The sequence below is a fragment of the Paraliomyxa miuraensis genome (genome assembly GCF_026337845.1).
Taxonomy (GTDB): domain Bacteria; phylum Myxococcota_A; class Polyangia; order Nannocystales; family Nannocystaceae; genus Paraliomyxa; species Paraliomyxa miuraensis.
Genome location: NZ_JAOVZF010000152.1, coordinates 210702 through 228734, shown reverse-complemented (window position 1 = coordinate 228734; position 18033 = coordinate 210702). Strand labels below are relative to the sequence as shown.

Below are 18033 nucleotides of genomic sequence, written 5' to 3'. Positions count from 1 at the left end.
GATCGTCGAGGGTGGGCTCGTTCGGTGGGGCTCGTTCGGTGGGGCCTTGGCGCCGCATTTGACCGCCGCGCCTGCAGGTGTTTCCCTGGGAGCGGTGGCGATGAGACCCGAGCGGAGGACCCTCGCGTGAAGGCTCGGATTCGAGGCTCCGAGCTGGTCCGGGCCCTGGTGCTGCTGGGGGTCGGGGTGATCCTTGGCCTGCTGATGGGCAAGCCCCACGATCTCTACCCCTTCACGGTCGTCGGCTGGGGGCTGTTCGTGGTGTTCGAACTCGCCTTGGTGGCGGGCGCGGTGCGCATCGTGCGGCTCGAGGCCATCGAGCCCGACGACCATCGCTTCGTGTTTCGAACGCGCGAGCTCTCCGTCTTCACGGAGCTGGGGATCGGTGTGTTCGGCGTCATCGGGCTGCTCCTGCTGACCTCCGGCTACATCGCCGCCTTCGGCACCGAGTTCGATCCACCCGGGCCCGCCTGGCATCCGCGTAGCCACGCAATGGACGTGATCCTGGGGACGGTGTGCGGACTCTTCATCGGGCTGCCGGCCGTCTTCTTTCGGCCCGCCTTCGTGCTCGATCTCGAAGAGGGCACCCTGCACCGCTACCCCTTCGGTCGGGCCCTGCCCGTGCGGAGCCAGGCGCTGCAGCCTTCGGTCCTGGTGGTCGCCGAGGGCTACTACGCCGGCAGCAACCCGCGCATTCGGATCGGCTTCATGATCCGTGGTCGCACCGCGGCCGGCAACTTCGAGCTCGAGCTGGTGCGGACCCAAGATCCAGCGGTGGTCGCCGAGCGCGAGCGCTACTGGCAAGATGCCATGCGACGCCTCGGCATCTCCGCGACCGCGGAGCCTCACGAGGGGTAGGGGATCGTTCGGGGTGGTCCTGCCCGAGTCGTCACGAACCGGAGATCGACCCCGCCACGATCCACGCTCGGCCTCCGATTGTCGCTCAGGCGGCCGCCTACGCCGTTGCTCGCGCAAGCGCGCCACAGTAGAAGCTCGGCCCCCCATGGACCTCCGGCACATGAACCCCAGCCAGCGCGCGGCGGTGGAGCACGTCGACGGGCCCCTGCTCGTGCTCGCGGGCGCGGGCTCGGGCAAGACCCGCGTGATCACTCATCGAGTGGCCTACTTGCTCGAGCTCGGCATCGTCCCCGCTCGCATCATGGCGCTGTCGTTCACCAACAAGGCGGCGGGCGAGATGCGCGAGCGCCTGGCCAAGATGGTGAGTCCCGGCATCGCCGCCGAGCTGTCGATGGGCACGTTCCACAGCCTGGGCGCGTGGATGATGCGCGAAGACCCGCTGACCTTCGGCCTGCCCGGCCCGCGCTTCTCCATCCTCGATCAGGGCGACGTCTACGGGGTGGTGCGAAGCCTGCTGCGGGAGCACGGGCACCACGCGGCGGGCAACGACCGTCGCTTCGACCTCGGCGCCATCGTGCAGCGCATCAGCCTGTGGAAGAACGACTTCGTCCGGGCCGAGCAGCTCGAGTCGCTCGTCGTCGACGAGTACGACGTGGTCGCGGCGGCGATCTACGAGCACTATGGCGAGCGCCTGCAGAGCCTGGGTGCGGTGGACTTCGACGACCTGGTGTGCCGCATCGCCCACGTGCTCCGCGGCGACGAGGCGGCGCGCGACCGCTGGCAGGGACGCTTCGACTACGTGATGGTCGACGAGTACCAGGACACCAACGGCGCTCAGATGGAGCTGCTGCGCCAGCTGGTGCGCCCGCCCCACAACCTCGCGGTGGTGGGTGACGACGACCAGGCGATCTACGGCTGGCGCGGCGCCAAGGTCGAGAACATCCTGCGCTTCGAAGAGCACTACCCCGGCAGCCGGGTGATCAAGCTGCAAGAGAACTACCGCTCGCGCGCGCCCATCCTCAAGGCGGCCAACGCGGTGGTGCGCAACAACCAGCTCCGTCACGAGAAGGAGCTGGTCATCACGCGCGGCGAGGGCTCTCCGGTGCAGCTGGTGGTGGCGGCCGACGGCGCCGCCGAGGCGGCGTGGGTGGGTCGCAAGATCCGCCGCATGGTGATGGACGAGGGCATCCCCACCACCGAGGTGGCGGTGCTCTACCGCTCGGCGCTGCAGGCCAAGGCGATCGAGGAGGAGCTGCAGCAGCACGGAGTGCCCTATCGCGTGCTGGGCGGCCAGTCGATGTACGACAAGAAGGAGGTCAAGGACGCGCAGGCCTACCTCAAGGTGCTCGTGATGCCGCGCGACGAGCTCGCCCTGCGGCGCGCGCTGGAGACCCCGCCGCGGGGGATCGGCGCCCGCAGCATGGAGCGCATGGCCGCGTGGGCGCGGGCGCACAAGGCCCCGCTCATCGAGGCGGTGCACCGCGCCAAGGACGTGCCCGATCTCCCCCATCGCGCGCTCGAGTCGCTCGAGTACTTCTCGCGGCTGGTCCACCGCCACCAGGCCCGCGTCCGCGAGGCCGGGGTGAGCACGGCCCTCGGTGAGCTGCTGGGAGCGATCGATCTGCAGGAGCACGTGCGCAAGGAGACCGGCTCGGATGCCGCCGCCGAGGCCCGCTGGGGCGGCGTCAGGTGGCTGCTCGGCAGCATCGACCGCTACGAGCAGCGCATGCGCGGCAAGGGCAAGCCACCGCGCTGGTCCGAGTACCTGGGCACGATGGCGCTCGACAACGGCAGCAGCGAGGACCCGAACAAGACCGAGGAGGCGCGCACCAGCATCAAGGGCCAGGTCACCCTGGCCACCCTGCACAGCGCCAAGGGCCTCGAGTGGGACCACGTGTTCATCATCGGCGTGGAGGAAGGCACCATGCCCCACCGCCGGGTGGCGGCGCCGCGGGCCAGCGATGCGATCGCCGGCGACCTCGAGGAGGAGCGGCGGCTGTTCTACGTGGGCGTGACCCGGGCGCGCGAGCAGCTGTGGCTCACGCGAGGTGCCGGGAGGATCGACCGCGGCAAGGAGATTCCCCGCGAGCCCAGCCGCTTCCTGCTCGAGCTGCCCGATGATGGCAGCGTGCAGGAGTACCAGATCGAGAAGGAAGAAGAGCTGAGCTCGCAGGCGATGGGCGACATCGCGGATGCGTTCCTGGCGATGATTCGGCCGCCGGAGTGAGCCCCGGGCACGAGCGGGCGTGGGCTAGAAGAAGTTCCCCGTGACCAGGATGTAGATCATCACCCCGCCGATCGCGATCGGGCACAGCACCTTGATCGCGAGCGCCCACACCCCGCCCAGGGGCAGCCCGTTCATCTCGTCGAGCGCCTTTTGGGCCCCCCAGCGCCAGCCCGCGAACAGGGCGATGAGCAGCGCGCCCAGCGACAGCGACACGTTGCCGAAGATGATGTTCATCAGGTCGAGGAAGCTCTGCTCGAACGCGAACTTGCCGAGCCCGTCCACCGCGCCCTGCGACAGCGCCGAGGGAATCGCCAGCAGCAGGCAGGCGCCCGTGACCGCCCAGACCGCGCGCTCGCGCTTCCAGCCGCGCTCGCCCACGAAGTAGGCCACCACCACCTCGAGCAGCGAGATCGTCGAGGTCAGCGCGGCCACGGCCAAGAGGGCATAGAACGCGGCGCCGAACGCCTGACCCAGCGGCATGCTGTGGAAGATCGCCGGCATCGCCACGAACACCAGGCCCGGCCCGGCGCTCGGCTTGGCCCCCACCGAGAACAGCGCGGGGAAGATGATGAGCCCCGCCAAGATCGCGATCCCGGTGTCGAACACCGCCACCGAGACCCCGGCCATGCCCAGGCCCTCCTTCTTCTCGAGGTACGAGCCGTAGGTGATCATGGCGCCCATCCCCAGGCTGAGGGAGAACAGCGCCTGTCCCAGCGCCGACATCACGGCCTCGCCGCTGAGCTTGCTGAAGTCGGGCGAGAACAGGAACCGCAGGCCCTCGCCGCCCCCGGGCAGGGTCAGGGCCCGAGCCGCCAGCACCACCAGGATCACGAAGAACACGGGCATCAGCACCTTCGAGGCGCGCTCGATGCCTCCGCTGACCCCACCGCGCACCACCACCGCCGTCAGCAGCAGGAACGCGGCGGCCATGCCCACCGTCTCCAGGGGGCTGCTGATGATCTCGCCGAAGATCCGGCCGCTCTCCTCGGGGCTCACCGTGCTCGCGAACGTCCCCGAGAGGGCTCGCCCGAGATACGAGAGCGTCCAGCCCGCGATCACGCTGTAGAACGAGAGGATGCCAAAGCCGGTGACCACCCCCAGGCCGCCGACCCAGGTCCAGCCCTTGCCCGTGCCCGGGTCGAGCTCACGGAACGCACCCACCGGGTTCTTGCCCGACGCGCGCCCGATCGACAGCTCGGCCAGCAGCACCGGCACCCCGATGAGCACCACGAAGCCGAGGTAGACCAGCACGAACGCCGCCCCCCCGTACTCGCCGGTCGTGTACGGAAAGCGCCAGATGTTGCCGAGTCCGATGGCCGAGCCCGCGGCGGCGAGGATGAAGCCGATGCGGGAGCCGAACTTGCCACTTGGGGGTGCCGAGGTAGCGCTCACGGGATCCTCCTGCCGGCCGCATCAATCGTCGTCGCGCCCCGTTGCCGGGGCAGGACCGAGCGTGCCGTCCGTGGACGGCACGGACGCTGAAGCGGTCTTCGCGCGCCGACTATAGAGAAGCCGCGTCATCGCGGCAAGCACGGCCCCCAGCACCACCAGCACGCACGACCACGGAAGCAGCCATCCGATGCGGGCGAACACGGTTGGCCGCGCGGCCGTGTTGCGGGGCAGTGCCACGTCGACCACGAGGCGCTCGGGCGGCACGGGGCTTTGCACCGTGGGCCCACGCGCCGGAAGGTGGGCCACCACGCGGCCCCCCGAGTCCACCACCGTGCTCACCCCTGCCGCCACGCTGCGCACCATGGGGATGCGATGCTCCACGCTGCGAAACTGGGCCAGCGCCAGGTGCTCCCAGGGCTCGGCCGTGGCCCCGAACCAGGTATCGATGGTCACGTTGACGAACACGTCGATCCCTCCGTCCTGGGTGGCCACGTCGCGGGCGAAGCCGGGGAAGATGTCCTCGTAGCAGATGAGCGGGCCGGCCACGAACGGCGCGGGCGCGGGCTCCTTGGGGCGCGCCGCAGGCTCGATCACGAAGCGGGCCGGGCCCTCGCCCGCCAGGTTGTGCGACATGCTCGGCACGTGCCGGATCGCCCACACGGGATCGACCAGCGGGACGTACTCGCCGAACGGCATCAGGATCACCTTGTCGAAGGTGCCGGTGACCGTGCCGTCGGCCGCCATCGCATAGACCGTGTTGCGCTCCCAGCGAACGTTGGGCTCGTAGCTGCCCGCGCCAAAGATGGTGGGCAGCCCGTGACCCCGCAGCACGCTGCGAAACGGATCGGGGAAGTCCTCCACGAACGGCCGCCGCGTGCGAAACGGGAACGCGCCGGCCTCGGGCCACACCAGCACCTGGGCGCCTTCGTCGGCCGCCCGCCGCGACATGCTCCGCAGCCGTCGCATGCGATCGCCGTTGTCGAGGGCCCCCAGCGCCGTGTTGGGCTGGATCACGCCAACGCGCACCGTCCGGGCCTCGTGCAGCTCGGCATCGATCGCCCGCAGGCGCCAGTGACCCAGCCCGGCGCTGACCAGGGGAATCGCCAGCGCCACCGCAACCCGGAGCAGCCGGGCCCGACGGGGACCCGCGAGGAGGATCGCGTCGGCGAGCAGCACCCCCACCAGCACCACCTGGGCTTCCACCAGCGGCACCCCGCCGAGCTCGGCGGCCTGGATCCAGAGCGGCTGCTCGGCGAACCCGATCATCGGCGTATAGGGAAACAGCGCCGGCCATGGGGTGGTGAGTCCGATCCACAGCACCACCGGCCACGCGATCGCCCACGCGCCTCGCGAGGGCCCGCGCGCCACCCCCCACGCCCACAGCCCGAACGGCACCGCGGTCCAGGCCGAGAACAGCAAGAGCCCCACGAGCGCGACCCAGCCCGGCAGGCCCCCGAAGCGCTCGAGCGTCTCGGCCATCCACGGAAAGCCCACCAGGCCCGTGCACAGCCCGCCGCACCAGCCCAGCCAGAACACGGGAGGGATCCGCCCTCGAATCCATCGCCGAGGGCCCCGCGATCGAAGGGGCGCGACCCGGGCCACCAACGTCAGCGGCACGAAGCCCAGCCACACCAGCCAGGTGATTCCTCTCGGCGGGGCACCCAGCGCCATCATCAGGCTCGCGGTGGTCGACAGCGCCGCCAGCGGCAGCACGCCGAGCGACTGGAGGCGCGCTCGCACGGGGCAAGCATGCGGCAGGTCGATCCCCACGCGCCAGCGGGGTCATCGAGGTGCCCGCACCGGACTCGGCGTCCGACGCCCATCCACTCAGAGCCCACGCACGTACTGCACGAGCGCCTCGAGCACCGCGGGCTTGGACCGCAGATCGGGATTGGGCGCCATCAGCGGGTGCCGCCCCACCGCCGGGCCCCCCTCGAGGATCACGGTCCGCAGGTGCTCGTCGCTCACGGTGGACTGCCATGCGCGATCGGAGAGCCGCCGGGGCTTGACCTCGAGGTGACGCGCCTGCGGCCCGTCGCCATGACCCCGCGGCCCATGGCACGTGGTGCAGCGCTCCTGCCAGATCCGCCGGGCCTCGGCCGCGATCGCGGGGTCCTGCGGAGAGGCCGGCTCCTCGCAGCCCGCCAACGCAGCGAGCAGCGCGAGCCCGCACCGGATCCTCACCCGAGCGATCACGAGGAACTCCCGCCGGATCGCCCATCCTCGAGCGCGTCGAGATCACGCGGCCAGTCCTTGCCCAGCAGCCGCGACATCGCCCGGTCGGCCAGCCTGCGTCCTCCGGTCTGACAGCCGGCGCAGTAGTTGGTCTCGCGATCGGCGTAGACGATCCGCTGCACCGGAGCCTGGCACACCGGACACGGCTGCCCGAAGCGGCCGTGCACCGCCATGTCCTCGCGAAACGCGGTGACCTTGGCGGGGAAGCCATCGCCCACCTCGTCTCGGATCCGGGCCGTGAACCCGGCCAGCACCTCCTGGGTGGCTCGCCACAGCCGCTCGATCGCCTCGGGCTCGAGGCGTCCGGTGAGCACCACCGGCGACAGCCGAGCCGCATGCAGGATCTCGTCGGAGTATGCGTTGCCGATCCCGGCCAGCCGCCGTGGATCGGTGAGCGCCCGCTTGAGGGTGTGGTTGCCCTGCGTCAGCGCCTCGGTGAACGCCTCGAGCGAGCAGCCCATCACCTCGAGGCCGCCGCGATCGTGCGCGCCGAGGCCCGCGCGGCCCTGCACGAGGTGCAGCGAGGCCCGCTTCTTGGTGCCCTGCTCGGTCATCACCAGCGTGCCTGCCTCGAGCACGAAGCGAGCCAGCAACGCCTTGCCTCCGGGACCCTTCTTGCTCGAGCCCGCCGGCAGCCACTGGAGCCGCCCCAGGCGCATCAGGTGCAGCACCAGCAGCAGCTCGTCCTCCAGCTCGATCACGATGCGCTTGGCCAGCCGCTCCACCCCGACCACCCGGCGTCCCTGCGCGTCCTGCCACGGCGGCAGCGCCGTCCGCAGCACGAACGGCGAGCGCAGCTCGAGCTTCTGCAGCACGTCGCCCACCACCAAGCGCCGCAGGCACTCCACGTAGATCGTGATGTCGGGCAGCTCGGGCACCGTGAAGACCGTGACGCCAGCAATGGATAACGCAAGGACCCCATCCCGTACTACCGTCTCGCGCATGCTCCCTCGACGACGATTCCTGGGCCTGGGCCTGGCCGCGGCCGGTGCATGCTCCCGTCGCACCGTGACCTCCGCGCCCGGGACGCCGGGCACCGCGGCCATCGAGCGAATCGTGCTCGGCCGCGTGCTGACCCTCGACCCCACGCTCCCGCAGGCCGAGGCCGTCGCCATCGCGGGCGACCGGATCGCCTACGTCGGCTCCGCCACCGACGCTCTCGCCCGCCGCAGCCCCACCACCGAGGTCATCGACAACGGCACCGGCCTGGTCACCCCGGGCCTGGTCGACGCCCATGCCCACCTGCTCGGCCTCGGCCGCAGCCTCGAGGAGATCGATCTACGCGGGGCCGCATCGATCGAGGAGGTCGTCGCCCGCGTGCGGGCGGGCGATCGCGGCCAGCCCTGGCTGCTCGGCCGCGGGTGGGACCAGAACCAATGGCCCGGCGCCGCGATGCCCACCCACCACCCGCTCTCCCGGGCGTTCGGCGAGCGCCCGGTGTGGCTGCGCCGCGTCGACGGCCACGCGGGCTGGGCCAACGAGGCCGCGCTGCGAGCCGCCCACATCGGGCCCGGCCGCGCCTCCCCCGAGGGCGGCGAGATCCTGCTCGACGCCGAGGGCAATCCCACCGGCGTGCTCATCGACGCCGCCATGGGGCTGATGCAGCCTCCGGACCCGAGCATCGACGACCTGCGCCGGCAGCTTCGCGCCGCCCAGGCGCACGTGCTGGCGCGCGGCCTCACCGGGGTGCACGACATGGGCGTGGGACCGATGGTCGACGCCCTCTATCGCGAGCACGACCACGCCGAGGATCCGACACAGCGCTTGCAGCTACGCGTGATGGGCTACGCCGACGCCGACTGGCTGCCCACCCTGGCGCACGAGCGCACCGCCGATCACCCCGCCCCCGAGCATCTCTATGCGCTGCTGGGGGTCAAGCTCTACGCCGACGGGGCGCTCGGCAGCCGCGGCGCCGCGCTCTTGCAGCCCTATGCCGATCGTCCCGATCACCGCGGGCTCATGCAGCACGGCCCCGAGGCGTTCCTCGCCCAGTGCGAGCGAGCCACCGCCGCGGGCTACCAGCTCGCCACCCACGCGATCGGCGACGCCGCCAACCGTGCCGTGCTCGATGCCTACGCCGCCGTGATCGAGCGCCACGCCTTGGTCGGTGCGCGGCTTCGGATCGAGCACGCCCAGATCGTCGACCTCGCCGACATCCCGCGCTTCGCCGCCCTCGGCGTGGTGGCCAGCATGCAGCCCACCCACGCCACCAGCGACATGCCGTGGGTGCCCGACCGCCTCGGACCGGATCGCCTGGCCGGCGCCTATGCGTGGCGGCGCTTCCTCGACGCCGGCGTTCCCCTGTGCTTCGGCAGCGACTTTCCCGTGGAGCTGCCCGACGTCACCCATGGCCTCCATGCCGCCATCACGCGGCAGGACCCCTCGGGCCATCCTCCCGAGGGGTGGCTGCCGCAGCAGCGCCTGAGCCTGCTGCAGGCCCTGGCCGCGTTCAGCTCGGGAGCCGCGTACGCGTGCTACTCCGAGGGCTTCGTCGGACGGATCGTCGCCGGACACGTTGCCGACCTCACCTGCTTCCGCGACGACCTGCGGCAGCTGTCGCCGCTCGAGCTGCGCGGGGCCCCCGTGGCGGCCACCCTCGTCGCGGGGCAAGCACGGTATCGAGCCTGACGGGGCGGGCACCGACATCCCGCCGCCGCCCCGCCCCGACCTGCGAATTGGAAGCAGACAGCGCCTCCCATCGGCGGCATCTTCTCGTGCCTGGCCATGGCCTCGGAGATCACCATGCTCGATCGAACCTCGCTCCACCTCTTCGCCCTCGCCCCGCTGCTGCTGTTGGCCTGCCCCGCCGACGAACCAACCCCGATCGAGACGGCGAGCGGTTCCAGCACGGGCGACACCAGCAACCAAACCCTGACGCTCAGCGATCCCTCGGTCACCGTCAGCGACACCACCCCGGACACCGGCACCGGCTCGAGCTCGGGCTCGTCCACCGCCGCCGTCGACTCCGGCTCGGGCTCGTCCACCGCCGACGACGGCTCCGACTCCGGCTCGGAGAGCAGCGGCGAGCCACCCCCGCCCATGCTCTGGGAGCGCGACTTCGGCTCGGGCGTGCTGCTCGACCCCGAGGACGACGACTACGGCCCCGGCGACTACGTCTATCCCATGGGCGTCGACTCCGGCTCGTCCGATCTGCGCACGTTCGAGCTCGACTACACCGCGGTCGACGGCATGCTGCACTTCACGCTCGGGCTGACCACCATCACCGAGAACACCCGCATCAGCATGCTGCTGCTCGACGACGACGCCTGGGCCAACGCCGGCAGCGACATCGTCTACACCGTGGGCGGCACCGAGGTGCGCACCCCCAACTGGAACGACAGCGGCGTCCAGCTGATCCTCATGGATCCCGCCAGCCCCCTGTTCGACTTCGGAGCCATCAACGACATCGATCCCTTCAGCGACAACCCCCGGCCCGACAACGCGATCTACCTGCGCGAGGCCAGCGGCGCCCCGTTCCTCGGCGAGGACGGCATGCCCTCCTATTCCACGATGAACCTGCGCCGGCTCGACGTGATGGTCGACACCATGGCCGACCCCAACACCATGAGCTTCGACGTCGATGCCACCTGGCTGGCGCCCTACCTCGACACGCAGAGCACCAACCTCTACGTGGCGGTGTGGACCTACACGCTCATCGATCTGCCGATGGACCAATGGTTCCAGATCGAGTTCGGGGCGGTGGAGATCACCGAGGCGCTCGGCGGGCTTCCCGTGGGCACCATGGACGACTGGCGCGACTGCGACGCCTACGACATGATGTTCTTCGACGGCGCGTTCTCGCAGGAGAGCTTCCTCGACGTGCCCGCGATGTTCATGGGCGATCCCGCCAACACGGTGGTGACGTTCGAGAACGTCGACGAGGGGGTGCTGCAGGTGCCGACCGGGGCGTAGCGCACCACCCCTGCCTCGCTCAGCGCGAGCCCGAGGGCCTGGGGCGAGCACGCGAGCGCGGTGCGACCCACTCGAGGACCCGGCATGAGAGCTCGTCGACCACGACGGCCGGGCTCACGTCGTCGGGAGGGTCGAGCACCAGCCGGGTCAGTGCCGCCTCGACGAGGGTCACGAGCAGGAACGAGACCTCCTCCACGCGATCCTGCCGCACGTGATCGCCAGCCATGCGGTAGGCCGTGCGCGCGAGCTCGAGGTAGCGCACCCTCGACTCGCGCTCGTGGGGCTCGCGGATCGTCTGGGGCACGTCCGCTGCGATCGCGCGAAGCAGCGGCTCGCGCGATCGCATTGCGGCGAACAACGCATCGATCCAGCTCGTGATCGCCGTGCGGACCGACACCCGTCCGAACGCCGGAAGCGGTCGGGCCGCGTCCTCCGAGAACCCGTGGGCGGTCCGCCGCACGACCTCGTACACCACGGCATCCTTGTCACCGAAGTACTCGTAGAGCGATCCGATGCTGACCCCTGCAACCTCCGCGATGTGGTTGGTGGTCAGCGCGCCGTAGCCGTCGGCGATCAGAAGCCGAGCACATGCCTCCACGATCGCGTCGAACGTCTGGCGCGACCTCGCCTGCCGCGGGAGCTTCTTGGGCTGGAAATCACTGGACATTTCTAGCAACTGACCGGCATGCCGCCCGGCCGCGGGGGGAATCCGAGTAAAACCGAGCGATTACTCGGATTATGATGGACCGCGATGTCGACGTCCACCATCCCCACCCGTTGGCATGCCGAGCGCCTGCGCAATCCTCCGGCGAGGCTTCGACGGATCGGGCGCGTGCTCGGCGTTCGGATCCACGAGACCGACGCCGACGTGCTCCGGCTCCGCGACGGTCTGCTGCGGGCCGACCCGGTTGCCGACGACTTCGTCGCCTGGGCGGCCGAGCAACCGCCGGGACACGGGCGACGGCTGTTCGAGCGAGCGGTCGAGGAGGGCCTGGCGGCCGTACCACGACCGCCGCCGTGTCTCGTTCGATGGTTCGAGCCGCTGGAGTCCAAGCCCGACTGGCTCGACCGCGACGCGCTCCGCCTCGCCTGCTGGACCGCCTGGCGCGTGGGCGCCTCGGGAGGCACGGTGCTGTCCGCGATGGCCCTGATGGGGGGCTACCGCAGCAGCGCCGCGTCCAAGCCGCTGGCGATGACGGGGGCGCTCGATCGCATGGTCGTCCGCCGCCTCGGCGAGACCTCTCGCTTCTACCTCGACGTGGTCGAATCGGAGACGTTCTCCCGCTTCTCCAAGGGCTTCAAGTCCACCTGCCGCGTACGCCTGATGCACGCCAAGGTTCGCCGTGGCCTCGCACGCCGATCCGACTGGAACGAGCGCGCGTGGGGTGTGCCCATCAATCAAACCGACATGGCCGCGACCCACCTCGAGTTCTCCGCGGTGTACCTGTCGGGCCTCATCGCCCTCGGATTCCGCTTCACCGCCGACGAGCGCGCCGCGATCATGCACCTGTGGCGCTACGTCGGGAACGTGCTGGGTGCAGACGACGAGCTGCTGGCGCACGACTATCCCACCGGCGTGCGACACATGTTCATCCATGGCTTGACCAATCCCCACGCCGACGACGACAGCCGCGCCCTGGCCCGGGCCCTGCATGGAGTACCCGCCCGCACCGCAAGCGGCGCGTTGGAGCGCGCCAGCGCCTACTGGACCACGCGCTACCGCACCGCCGTCTCCCGCTTCACGCTCGGCCACGAGGCGATCGACGACATCGGCCTTCCCCGCGAGCCTCTCACTCCGCTGCTGGCGCTGCTGAGCGCGGGGCGCTTCGGCCTGGAGACCATCCGCCGCCGCGTCCCCGCCCTCGACCGGCGCGCGCGCGTCCGCGGTCTCGAGGCGCAGCGCCGCGTGGTGGACGACCTCGTAGGGACGGACGAGGTGCACTACGTGCCGTACGACGAGCGCGGTCCCTCACGCGCGCGGGGGCTCGCCCAAACACGCGGGGTGACGTCCGGCATGGGAACATCGAGGTGATGCGACGAACCGTCACCGTGGTCCTCGGGCTCGCGACCGTCCTGCTGGCGAGCGCCTGCGCAGAGTCCTATCCCCAGTGCAAGGCGTTCGAGTTCGGCGATCTCGAGTCGGAGCCCCGCGTGACCGACGACGACGCGAGCTTCGAGGACTGCGGCCGGGTACGCGTGGAGGGACCCATGAATGCGCCGCTCGTGCCGAACGCGAGCGCGCTCGACTGCGCGCTCGAGCACCTCGCCGACGGGCGTGCGATGCGAATGGAGCTCGACTGGGGGCCGGACGCCGAGTACTCGGAGACGGCGGTGATCTGGTCCGACGACGGCAGGGTCGCCATGCGGTGGCGTCGGGTGACCAACGATCTGAGCCTCGAGCGCGAGGCGAGGGTCTACCAGCTCGATGCAGCCCAGTTGGAGGAGTGTCGGGCGCTCGAGGACGCGGGGGAGCGGTTCTCGTGCCTGTACGAGGCGTTCGACGCAGGGGAGCTCGTCGAGACCTGCCAGACCAAGACGTTTGCGAGCGAATAGAGCGTCGCGGTGGGCTGGAAGCCGAAGGCGTCGAGGGTCCGCGGATCCATCAGCGCATACACGGCCCGATGGGCTCGCGCACGAAGATGCCGAGCACGTAGAGTCGTCGTCGTTGGAGAAACCGAGTACCTCCGTCGATGATCGACGCCCGCGTGCAGGAGATGGCACCCGGCGGAGGAGGTGAAAAGGCCGTCTGCGCGGGCAGTCGCTGGATGAATTCGCGGAGATGGATTCGCAAACCGTACGGTCGTACGGGAATCCGAGTAGGTCCGAGTTCTCGTTCGGGTTACATTCGCTGCGAGGTGGGATGTCGATGTCCATTGCCAGCCGTGTCGTCTCGTTCGCGCCCTTGATGCTGCTTGCCTGCATGGCTTGCTCCGACGGGCCCACCGTTGGCGGAGGGGGGAGCGGAGGCTCGTCCGCCACCGGGGGCAGCGACGAAGCGGTCGACTCGACGGCCGCGGGCATGGACTCGACCGGCGCCGGCGACTCCGAGACCGGCGGCGACGCGCCACCGCAGAGCTGCATCGATCCCGCGGGTCCTTGGAGCCAGGGCTACTCGATCCCTCGCCAAGAGCCCCTACCCGGCGATCCGGTGATCGGGCTCGAGACGCTGCTCACCGAGGACTACGTGTCGTGCGGGATCCCGTGGGAGCTGTTTCCGATCGCACAGCCCCTGCTCGGCACGTTCGCCGACGGGCCCAGCCTCGGCTGGCGCGAGGGCAAGAACGCCCTGGTGCCGGTCGGGTGGAACGTGCTCGAGCTGCAGGACGGCTCGGAGCTCGTCGCGCCCAACTGCTTCAACTGTCACTCGGCCGAGTTCAATGGCGAGCTCGTCTTGGGGCTCGGTCGCCACGACGCCGACTTCACCAGCGATCTCTACTCGCTGATGCAGCTCGTTCCCCCGCTGCCGGCGTTCACCGACGCAGGCGAGGCGTTCAACAAGTTCATCCAGCGCTACGCCGTGGCCGGTCCGGCTTCGATCATGCTCACGACCGGGACCAACCCGGCCATCGAGTTCGCGTTCATCCTGCTCTCGCACCGCGACCCGTACACGCTCGAGTGGCTGGACGAGCCGATCCAGGAGCTGCCCGACGACATGATGATTCCCTCCGATCCTCCGCCGTGGTGGCACGCCAGGAAGAAGGCCTCGCAGTTCGCCAACGGCATGTCCCGCGGCGACCACCGTGGCACCATGATCCTGGCCTCGTCGCTGTGCACCGACACGGTGGCCGAGGCAGCGGTGATCCTCGACTACTTCGTCGACGTGGTGGCGTACCTCGAGTCGATCGAGCCGCCCCAGTACCCCTATCCCATCGACGCCGAGCTCGCGACGGCGGGGGCCGAGGTGTTCGAGTGCCACTGCGAGGGCTGCCATGGCAGCTACGACGCCAACGACGAGCACGAGTTCTACCCCAACATGCTGATCCCGCTCGATCTCATCGGTACCGATCCGGTGTTCGCCGCCTACGGGGCGGGGGAATTCAACTACCTCGAGGAGTGGTTCGAGTCGAGCTTCTTCGGGACCGTCACCGAGCTGGGGGTCACCGAGCCGTTCGTCGGCTACGTGGCGCCACCGCTCGACAGCGTGTGGGCCAGCGCGCCCTACTTCCACAACGCCTCGGTCCCCACGCTCGACCTCGTGCTCGACAGCAACGCGCGCCCGACGTACTGGAAGCGCGTCGACTTCGACAGCACCAACTACGACTGGGACGCGCTGGGCTGGCCGTACGAGGAGCTCGACCATGGCCAGGATCAGGCCGGACCGCTCGAGCCCCGCAACCTCATCTACGACACCACCAAGCCGGGGCACGGCAACGGTGGCCATGACTTCGGCGACGTGCTCACTCCCCAGGAGCGCGCGGCCGTGCTCGAGTACCTCAAGACGATCTAGGCACGGGGATGCCCTTGGACCGTCCGGTGCCGCGACTCACCGGGCGAGCCGGCGAGCGAGCGCGTCCTCGATCGCCCCTGCACTCGTGCCCGCAGCGCGGCAGGCCTCGTCCCATCGATCGGCGGTGGCTCCGAGCAGGTGGGTGGTGAAGGTGCTTGCTCCGAGCTCGGTGACCAGGGCATCCACGAGCAGTCCGGCGAGTGGGTAGCCGACTCCTTCCGCGATCGATCGGAACGCGCGCGGCTCGAGCAGCACCACGATGGGCGAGCGCCCGGTGCCGGCGATCTCCGGACGGAGCTCTTCGAGGGTGCGACCGGCATAGCCTCCGGCGACCCACACGGCGAGTCCCTCGGCCAGCATCGGCGTCGGGGCCGGGCCCCAGGCATCGGGCCCCAGGACGTGCGTGCCCTCGTGCGCGACGAGGGACTCGAGCCCCGGGCCGGCGAGGACGTGGAGCGTGTGCGACGACGGCACCGCATGACCATCGCCACCGTTGCCGGTGAGCGACTCCTTGCTGCGGCGATCGGGGTAGACGTACACGGTGACGGAAGCAGGAGCGGTGATGCCGAGCTTGGCGACGACGGTCTCGAGCCCTCGCATGCACGCGGCGACCAAGTCGGCCTCGTCGGCTGCGGCGGGCAGGCCGTCGGGGAACCGGAAGTGCACGTCGGCTGGAGTGGTCGCGTCCGCTCCCGTGAGCTCGCGATCGACGGTACGCCACGCGATGCGCCGTGCCTGCGCTCCGAACCGTACCGCGAGCGCGTCGCCGCGCCCCTCCCACCGTCCCTCGACACGGCGCCCGAACGCATCCGCCACGAGCACCTGCTCGGAGCCGAGCGGCAGCGCATTGATCTCCGCGATGCCGGGCGTGCCGGTGCCCGCGTAGAGCAGGAACTCGGGATGGCGGGTGGTGGCGGGCACCAGGGCGATGACCCGGTGCTGGTCGCCGGTGAACGCATGGTCGCCGATCACGAGCTCGCCGGGCGACAGCACGAACGGCAAGGGGAGGACCGCAAGCAGCGAATTGACGTGCGGGCCGCCGTACACGATCGGCCGAGCCGGCCACGCCGAGGGGCCGGCGGCGAGATCGATCGACGTATCGTCGACGACGGTGGCATCGGCGAGGAGCGTGCGCGCCAGATCGATCTGCGCCGCGATGGCGCGATCGGCCACGGCGTCGCCCGCGGTGCCGCGCACGAAGGTCGCCGGTCCCTCCGCGGTGAGAAACGCCTGGATCGACGCCGCCCGTGGAGGCGCCGCGACGTCGTCCCCGGCCGGTGGCACGGGGGACGATGGCGGCGATGCAGCAGGAGCCGGGTGCGTCGAGGTCTCGACCGGCGGGGCATCCCGCTCGCATGCCGCGAGCACGAGCGTGACGGCCACGGAGCTCGCCACCCCGAGCCGCGGTTTGCGTCCATGAACGCGACGCATCAGCGGCGCTCCTCTCGTCGAGGGATCATGCTCCTCATCGCTCGACCGGGTTGATCCCCGCCCCACCCCCGGCGAGCCGGGCCACGGCCTGCTCGCCGGGGATCTTCACGCTCGCCCACACGGTCAGCCCATCGGGTGGTGCGGGTGGAATCTCGAAGTAGTCCCCCACCGCCATCGACAGCGTGTGGCGCTCTCCCGGCCGCAGCACCACCGTGATCGCCCCCGTCGTCCTCGTCGGCTGGAACCACCGAACCCCGGCTCGCGGCGGCAGGAACGTCTGATCTCGTCCGTGCGGCAGCGAGAGGTAGAGCGAGACCAGCTCCGATGGATCGTCGTACGAGAAGCGCAGCACGTGATCGCTTCCGTTCTCCAGCTCGATGCTCATTCGCACCGGCCGCGGGTGGCCGTCGCTCCACGAGCCAGGGGCCCGCAGGCGCAGGCTCACCCCCTCGTCGCCGTACCATTGCTCGTGGTCGTAGCGCGCGCGAATCCGAGTCTCGACCGGGTACCGCGAGTCCTTCTGCACTTCGAGCAGGAGCGCGGCGATCTCCTCGCGACGAAATCCCGCGAGGTAGTCCAGCACGCGCGGGACCTCGGGCGCCGACGGGTCGCGCGCGATGGCGATGAGATCGCGCAGCAGGGGCTCGGAGGCCAGCCGAGGGGCGAAGGGCAGCTCGTCGACGACCCGATCCCGCCGTCGACCCGGCGGCTCCGCGAGGCGGTGGCGCAGGTACTCCGCGAGCCGGACCGGGTCGGCGTCGTTCAGCGCATCGATCGCCCGCGAGTAGGCGTTGGCGTCGACCTCGGATCGATCGAGGAAGCGCTCGAGCAGCGCGGCCGCGTCCTCGCCACCGAGTGCTCCCAGGCGGCGCAGGGCGGTGTCGATCGCGGACTGATCTTCCCAGTCCGCCGAGCCGACGTGTGCCTCGAGGATCTCCTCGAGCGCGGCGACATCGGCGGACTTGGCCGACAGGGCATCGAGCCGCGCCGCCTCGAGCTCCTTTGGGTCGATGTGACCGATGCCCGGGTTCGACGTCAGCTCCAGGTCTCCATGGATTGCGTAGCGAACCTGGGCCGGCTCGCCCTCGGTCGGAAACCACTGTCGCAGCCGCAGGAATTCGCCGGGCGCGAGCACGACGGGCTGGTAGCTCAGTCCGCACGAGCTGAACACGTGCCGCTGCGCACGATGCCACTGGCCATCGTCGGTGCGCGCCTCGAGCTTGACGTAGGGGTCGCCGTCCTCGGCCGGCAGCTCGATGGGATCGCCGGTGCGGTTGACGAGGTAGAGCGGGACTTCGTCGGCACCGGCGGCCTCATAGTCGGCCCACAGCGTGAGCATGCCCGGGGGAGCCTCGGCCCCGCCAGGGAGGTCCGAGAGCGGGCGGGCCTCCGAAGAGATCGCGTGCGTGCGCGTGGGCGCCTCGGTCGAGGATGGGGTGCAGCTCGCGATCATCGTGAGCATCACGGTCGCCAGCGTCGCCTTCTGTTGCCATCGCTGCCATCGCCCGCGCATCGCGGGACTACGATAGCA

At 70.4% G+C, this 18033-nt stretch carries 14 protein-coding genes; 7 read left to right on the top strand and 7 right to left on the bottom strand.

What is annotated here, in order from left to right; genetic code table 11:
* The first annotated feature begins 126 nt into the window (after positions 1 to 126).
* Together OEB96_RS20290 and OEB96_RS20285 are read left to right on the top strand one after the other, a co-directional pair.
* The gene (locus OEB96_RS20290) at positions 127 to 858 is read left to right on the top strand and encodes a hypothetical protein (protein WP_266218011.1); all 732 of its coding nucleotides are present in this window, start codon (positions 127 to 129) and stop codon (positions 856 to 858) included.
* 145 nt (positions 859 to 1003) lie between these two features.
* Positions 1004 to 3085, top strand: a complete 2082-nt coding sequence (locus OEB96_RS20285) for an ATP-dependent helicase (protein ID WP_266218009.1) — start codon at positions 1004 to 1006, stop codon at positions 3083 to 3085.
* 24 nt (positions 3086 to 3109) lie between these two features.
* On the opposite strand, the gene OEB96_RS20280 is transcribed toward OEB96_RS20285, so the two are convergent.
* The 4 genes from OEB96_RS20280 to OEB96_RS20265 form a co-directional block, all read right to left on the bottom strand.
* Entirely contained in the window at positions 3110 to 4477 is a 1368-nt protein-coding gene (locus OEB96_RS20280) for a sodium-dependent transporter (protein ID WP_266218007.1), read from the bottom strand.
* A 21-nt stretch (positions 4478 to 4498) separates the two neighbouring features.
* Positions 4499 to 6217: an apolipoprotein N-acyltransferase gene (lnt, locus tag OEB96_RS20275; RefSeq protein WP_266218006.1), complete on the bottom strand. Its 1719-nt coding sequence runs from the start codon at positions 6215 to 6217 to the stop codon at positions 4499 to 4501.
* Positions 6218 to 6304: 87 nt separating this feature from the next.
* The gene (locus OEB96_RS20270; RefSeq protein WP_266218005.1) at positions 6305 to 6661 is read right to left on the bottom strand and encodes a c-type cytochrome; all 357 of its coding nucleotides are present in this window, start codon (positions 6659 to 6661) and stop codon (positions 6305 to 6307) included.
* Between the two features lie 8 nt (positions 6662 to 6669).
* Positions 6670 to 7590 carry a DNA-formamidopyrimidine glycosylase family protein gene (locus OEB96_RS20265; protein ID WP_266218004.1) on the bottom strand — a complete coding sequence of 307 codons (921 nt, stop codon included), beginning with the start codon at positions 7588 to 7590 and terminating at the stop codon, positions 6670 to 6672.
* Between the two features lie 64 nt (positions 7591 to 7654).
* Between OEB96_RS20265 and OEB96_RS20260 the strand changes: the two genes are divergently transcribed.
* Positions 7655 to 9340 (top strand): amidohydrolase, encoded by a 1686-nt coding sequence (locus OEB96_RS20260; protein ID WP_266218003.1) that lies wholly within the window; start codon positions 7655 to 7657, stop codon positions 9338 to 9340.
* A 96-nt stretch (positions 9341 to 9436) separates the two neighbouring features.
* Positions 9437 to 10624 (top strand): glucodextranase DOMON-like domain-containing protein, encoded by a 1188-nt coding sequence (locus OEB96_RS20255; RefSeq protein ID WP_266218002.1) that lies wholly within the window; start codon positions 9437 to 9439, stop codon positions 10622 to 10624.
* Between the two features lie 19 nt (positions 10625 to 10643).
* Here OEB96_RS20255 and OEB96_RS20250 read toward each other — a convergent pair whose 3' ends face one another.
* Positions 10644 to 11291 carry a TetR/AcrR family transcriptional regulator gene (locus OEB96_RS20250; RefSeq protein ID WP_266218001.1) on the bottom strand — a complete coding sequence of 216 codons (648 nt, stop codon included), beginning with the start codon at positions 11289 to 11291 and terminating at the stop codon, positions 10644 to 10646.
* Between the two features lie 84 nt (positions 11292 to 11375).
* Here OEB96_RS20250 and OEB96_RS20245 point away from each other — a divergent pair, with 84 nt between their 5' ends.
* From OEB96_RS20245 to OEB96_RS20235, 3 genes are all read left to right on the top strand, one after another.
* Complete coding sequence (locus tag OEB96_RS20245; protein WP_266218000.1) at positions 11376 to 12656, top strand: oxygenase MpaB family protein; 1281 nt, start codon at positions 11376 to 11378, stop codon at positions 12654 to 12656.
* Positions 12656 to 13177 carry a hypothetical protein gene (locus OEB96_RS20240; protein ID WP_266217999.1) on the top strand — a complete coding sequence of 174 codons (522 nt, stop codon included), beginning with the start codon at positions 12656 to 12658 and terminating at the stop codon, positions 13175 to 13177. The genes OEB96_RS20245 and OEB96_RS20240 overlap by 1 nt, the downstream gene beginning before the upstream one ends.
* A 367-nt stretch (positions 13178 to 13544) precedes the next feature.
* Positions 13545 to 15071, top strand: a complete 1527-nt coding sequence (locus OEB96_RS20235) for a c-type cytochrome (protein ID WP_266217998.1) — start codon at positions 13545 to 13547, stop codon at positions 15069 to 15071.
* Between the two features lie 36 nt (positions 15072 to 15107).
* Here OEB96_RS20235 and OEB96_RS20230 read toward each other — a convergent pair whose 3' ends face one another.
* Positions 15108 to 16502, bottom strand: a complete 1395-nt coding sequence (locus OEB96_RS20230) for a hypothetical protein (protein ID WP_266217997.1) — start codon at positions 16500 to 16502, stop codon at positions 15108 to 15110.
* 34 nt (positions 16503 to 16536) lie between these two features.
* Positions 16537 to 18015, bottom strand: a complete 1479-nt coding sequence (locus OEB96_RS20225) for a hypothetical protein (RefSeq protein WP_266217996.1) — start codon at positions 18013 to 18015, stop codon at positions 16537 to 16539.
* Positions 18016 to 18033: the final 18 nt, after the last annotated feature.

Bases quoted from the DNA above. Each gene is read 5' to 3' on its own strand.
- OEB96_RS20235 (WP_266217998.1), top strand. From the start codon at position 13,545: ATGGCTTGCTCCGACGGGCCCACCGTTGGCGGAGGGGGGAGCGGAGGC.
- OEB96_RS20255 (WP_266218002.1), top strand. From the start codon at position 9,437: ATGGCCTCGGAGATCACCATGCTCGATCGAACCTCGCTCCACCTCTTC.
- OEB96_RS20230 (WP_266217997.1), bottom strand. From the start codon at position 16,502: ATGCGTCGCGTTCATGGACGCAAACCGCGGCTCGGGGTGGCGAGCTCC.
- OEB96_RS20250 (WP_266218001.1), bottom strand. From the start codon at position 11,291: ATGTCCAGTGATTTCCAGCCCAAGAAGCTCCCGCGGCAGGCGAGGTCG.
- OEB96_RS20285 (WP_266218009.1), top strand. From the start codon at position 1,004: ATGGACCTCCGGCACATGAACCCCAGCCAGCGCGCGGCGGTGGAGCAC.
- OEB96_RS20225 (WP_266217996.1), bottom strand. From the start codon at position 18,015: ATGCGCGGGCGATGGCAGCGATGGCAACAGAAGGCGACGCTGGCGACC.
- OEB96_RS20240 (WP_266217999.1), top strand. From the start codon at position 12,656: ATGCGACGAACCGTCACCGTGGTCCTCGGGCTCGCGACCGTCCTGCTG.
- OEB96_RS20245 (WP_266218000.1), top strand. From the start codon at position 11,376: ATGTCGACGTCCACCATCCCCACCCGTTGGCATGCCGAGCGCCTGCGC.
- OEB96_RS20260 (WP_266218003.1), top strand. From the start codon at position 7,655: ATGCTCCCTCGACGACGATTCCTGGGCCTGGGCCTGGCCGCGGCCGGT.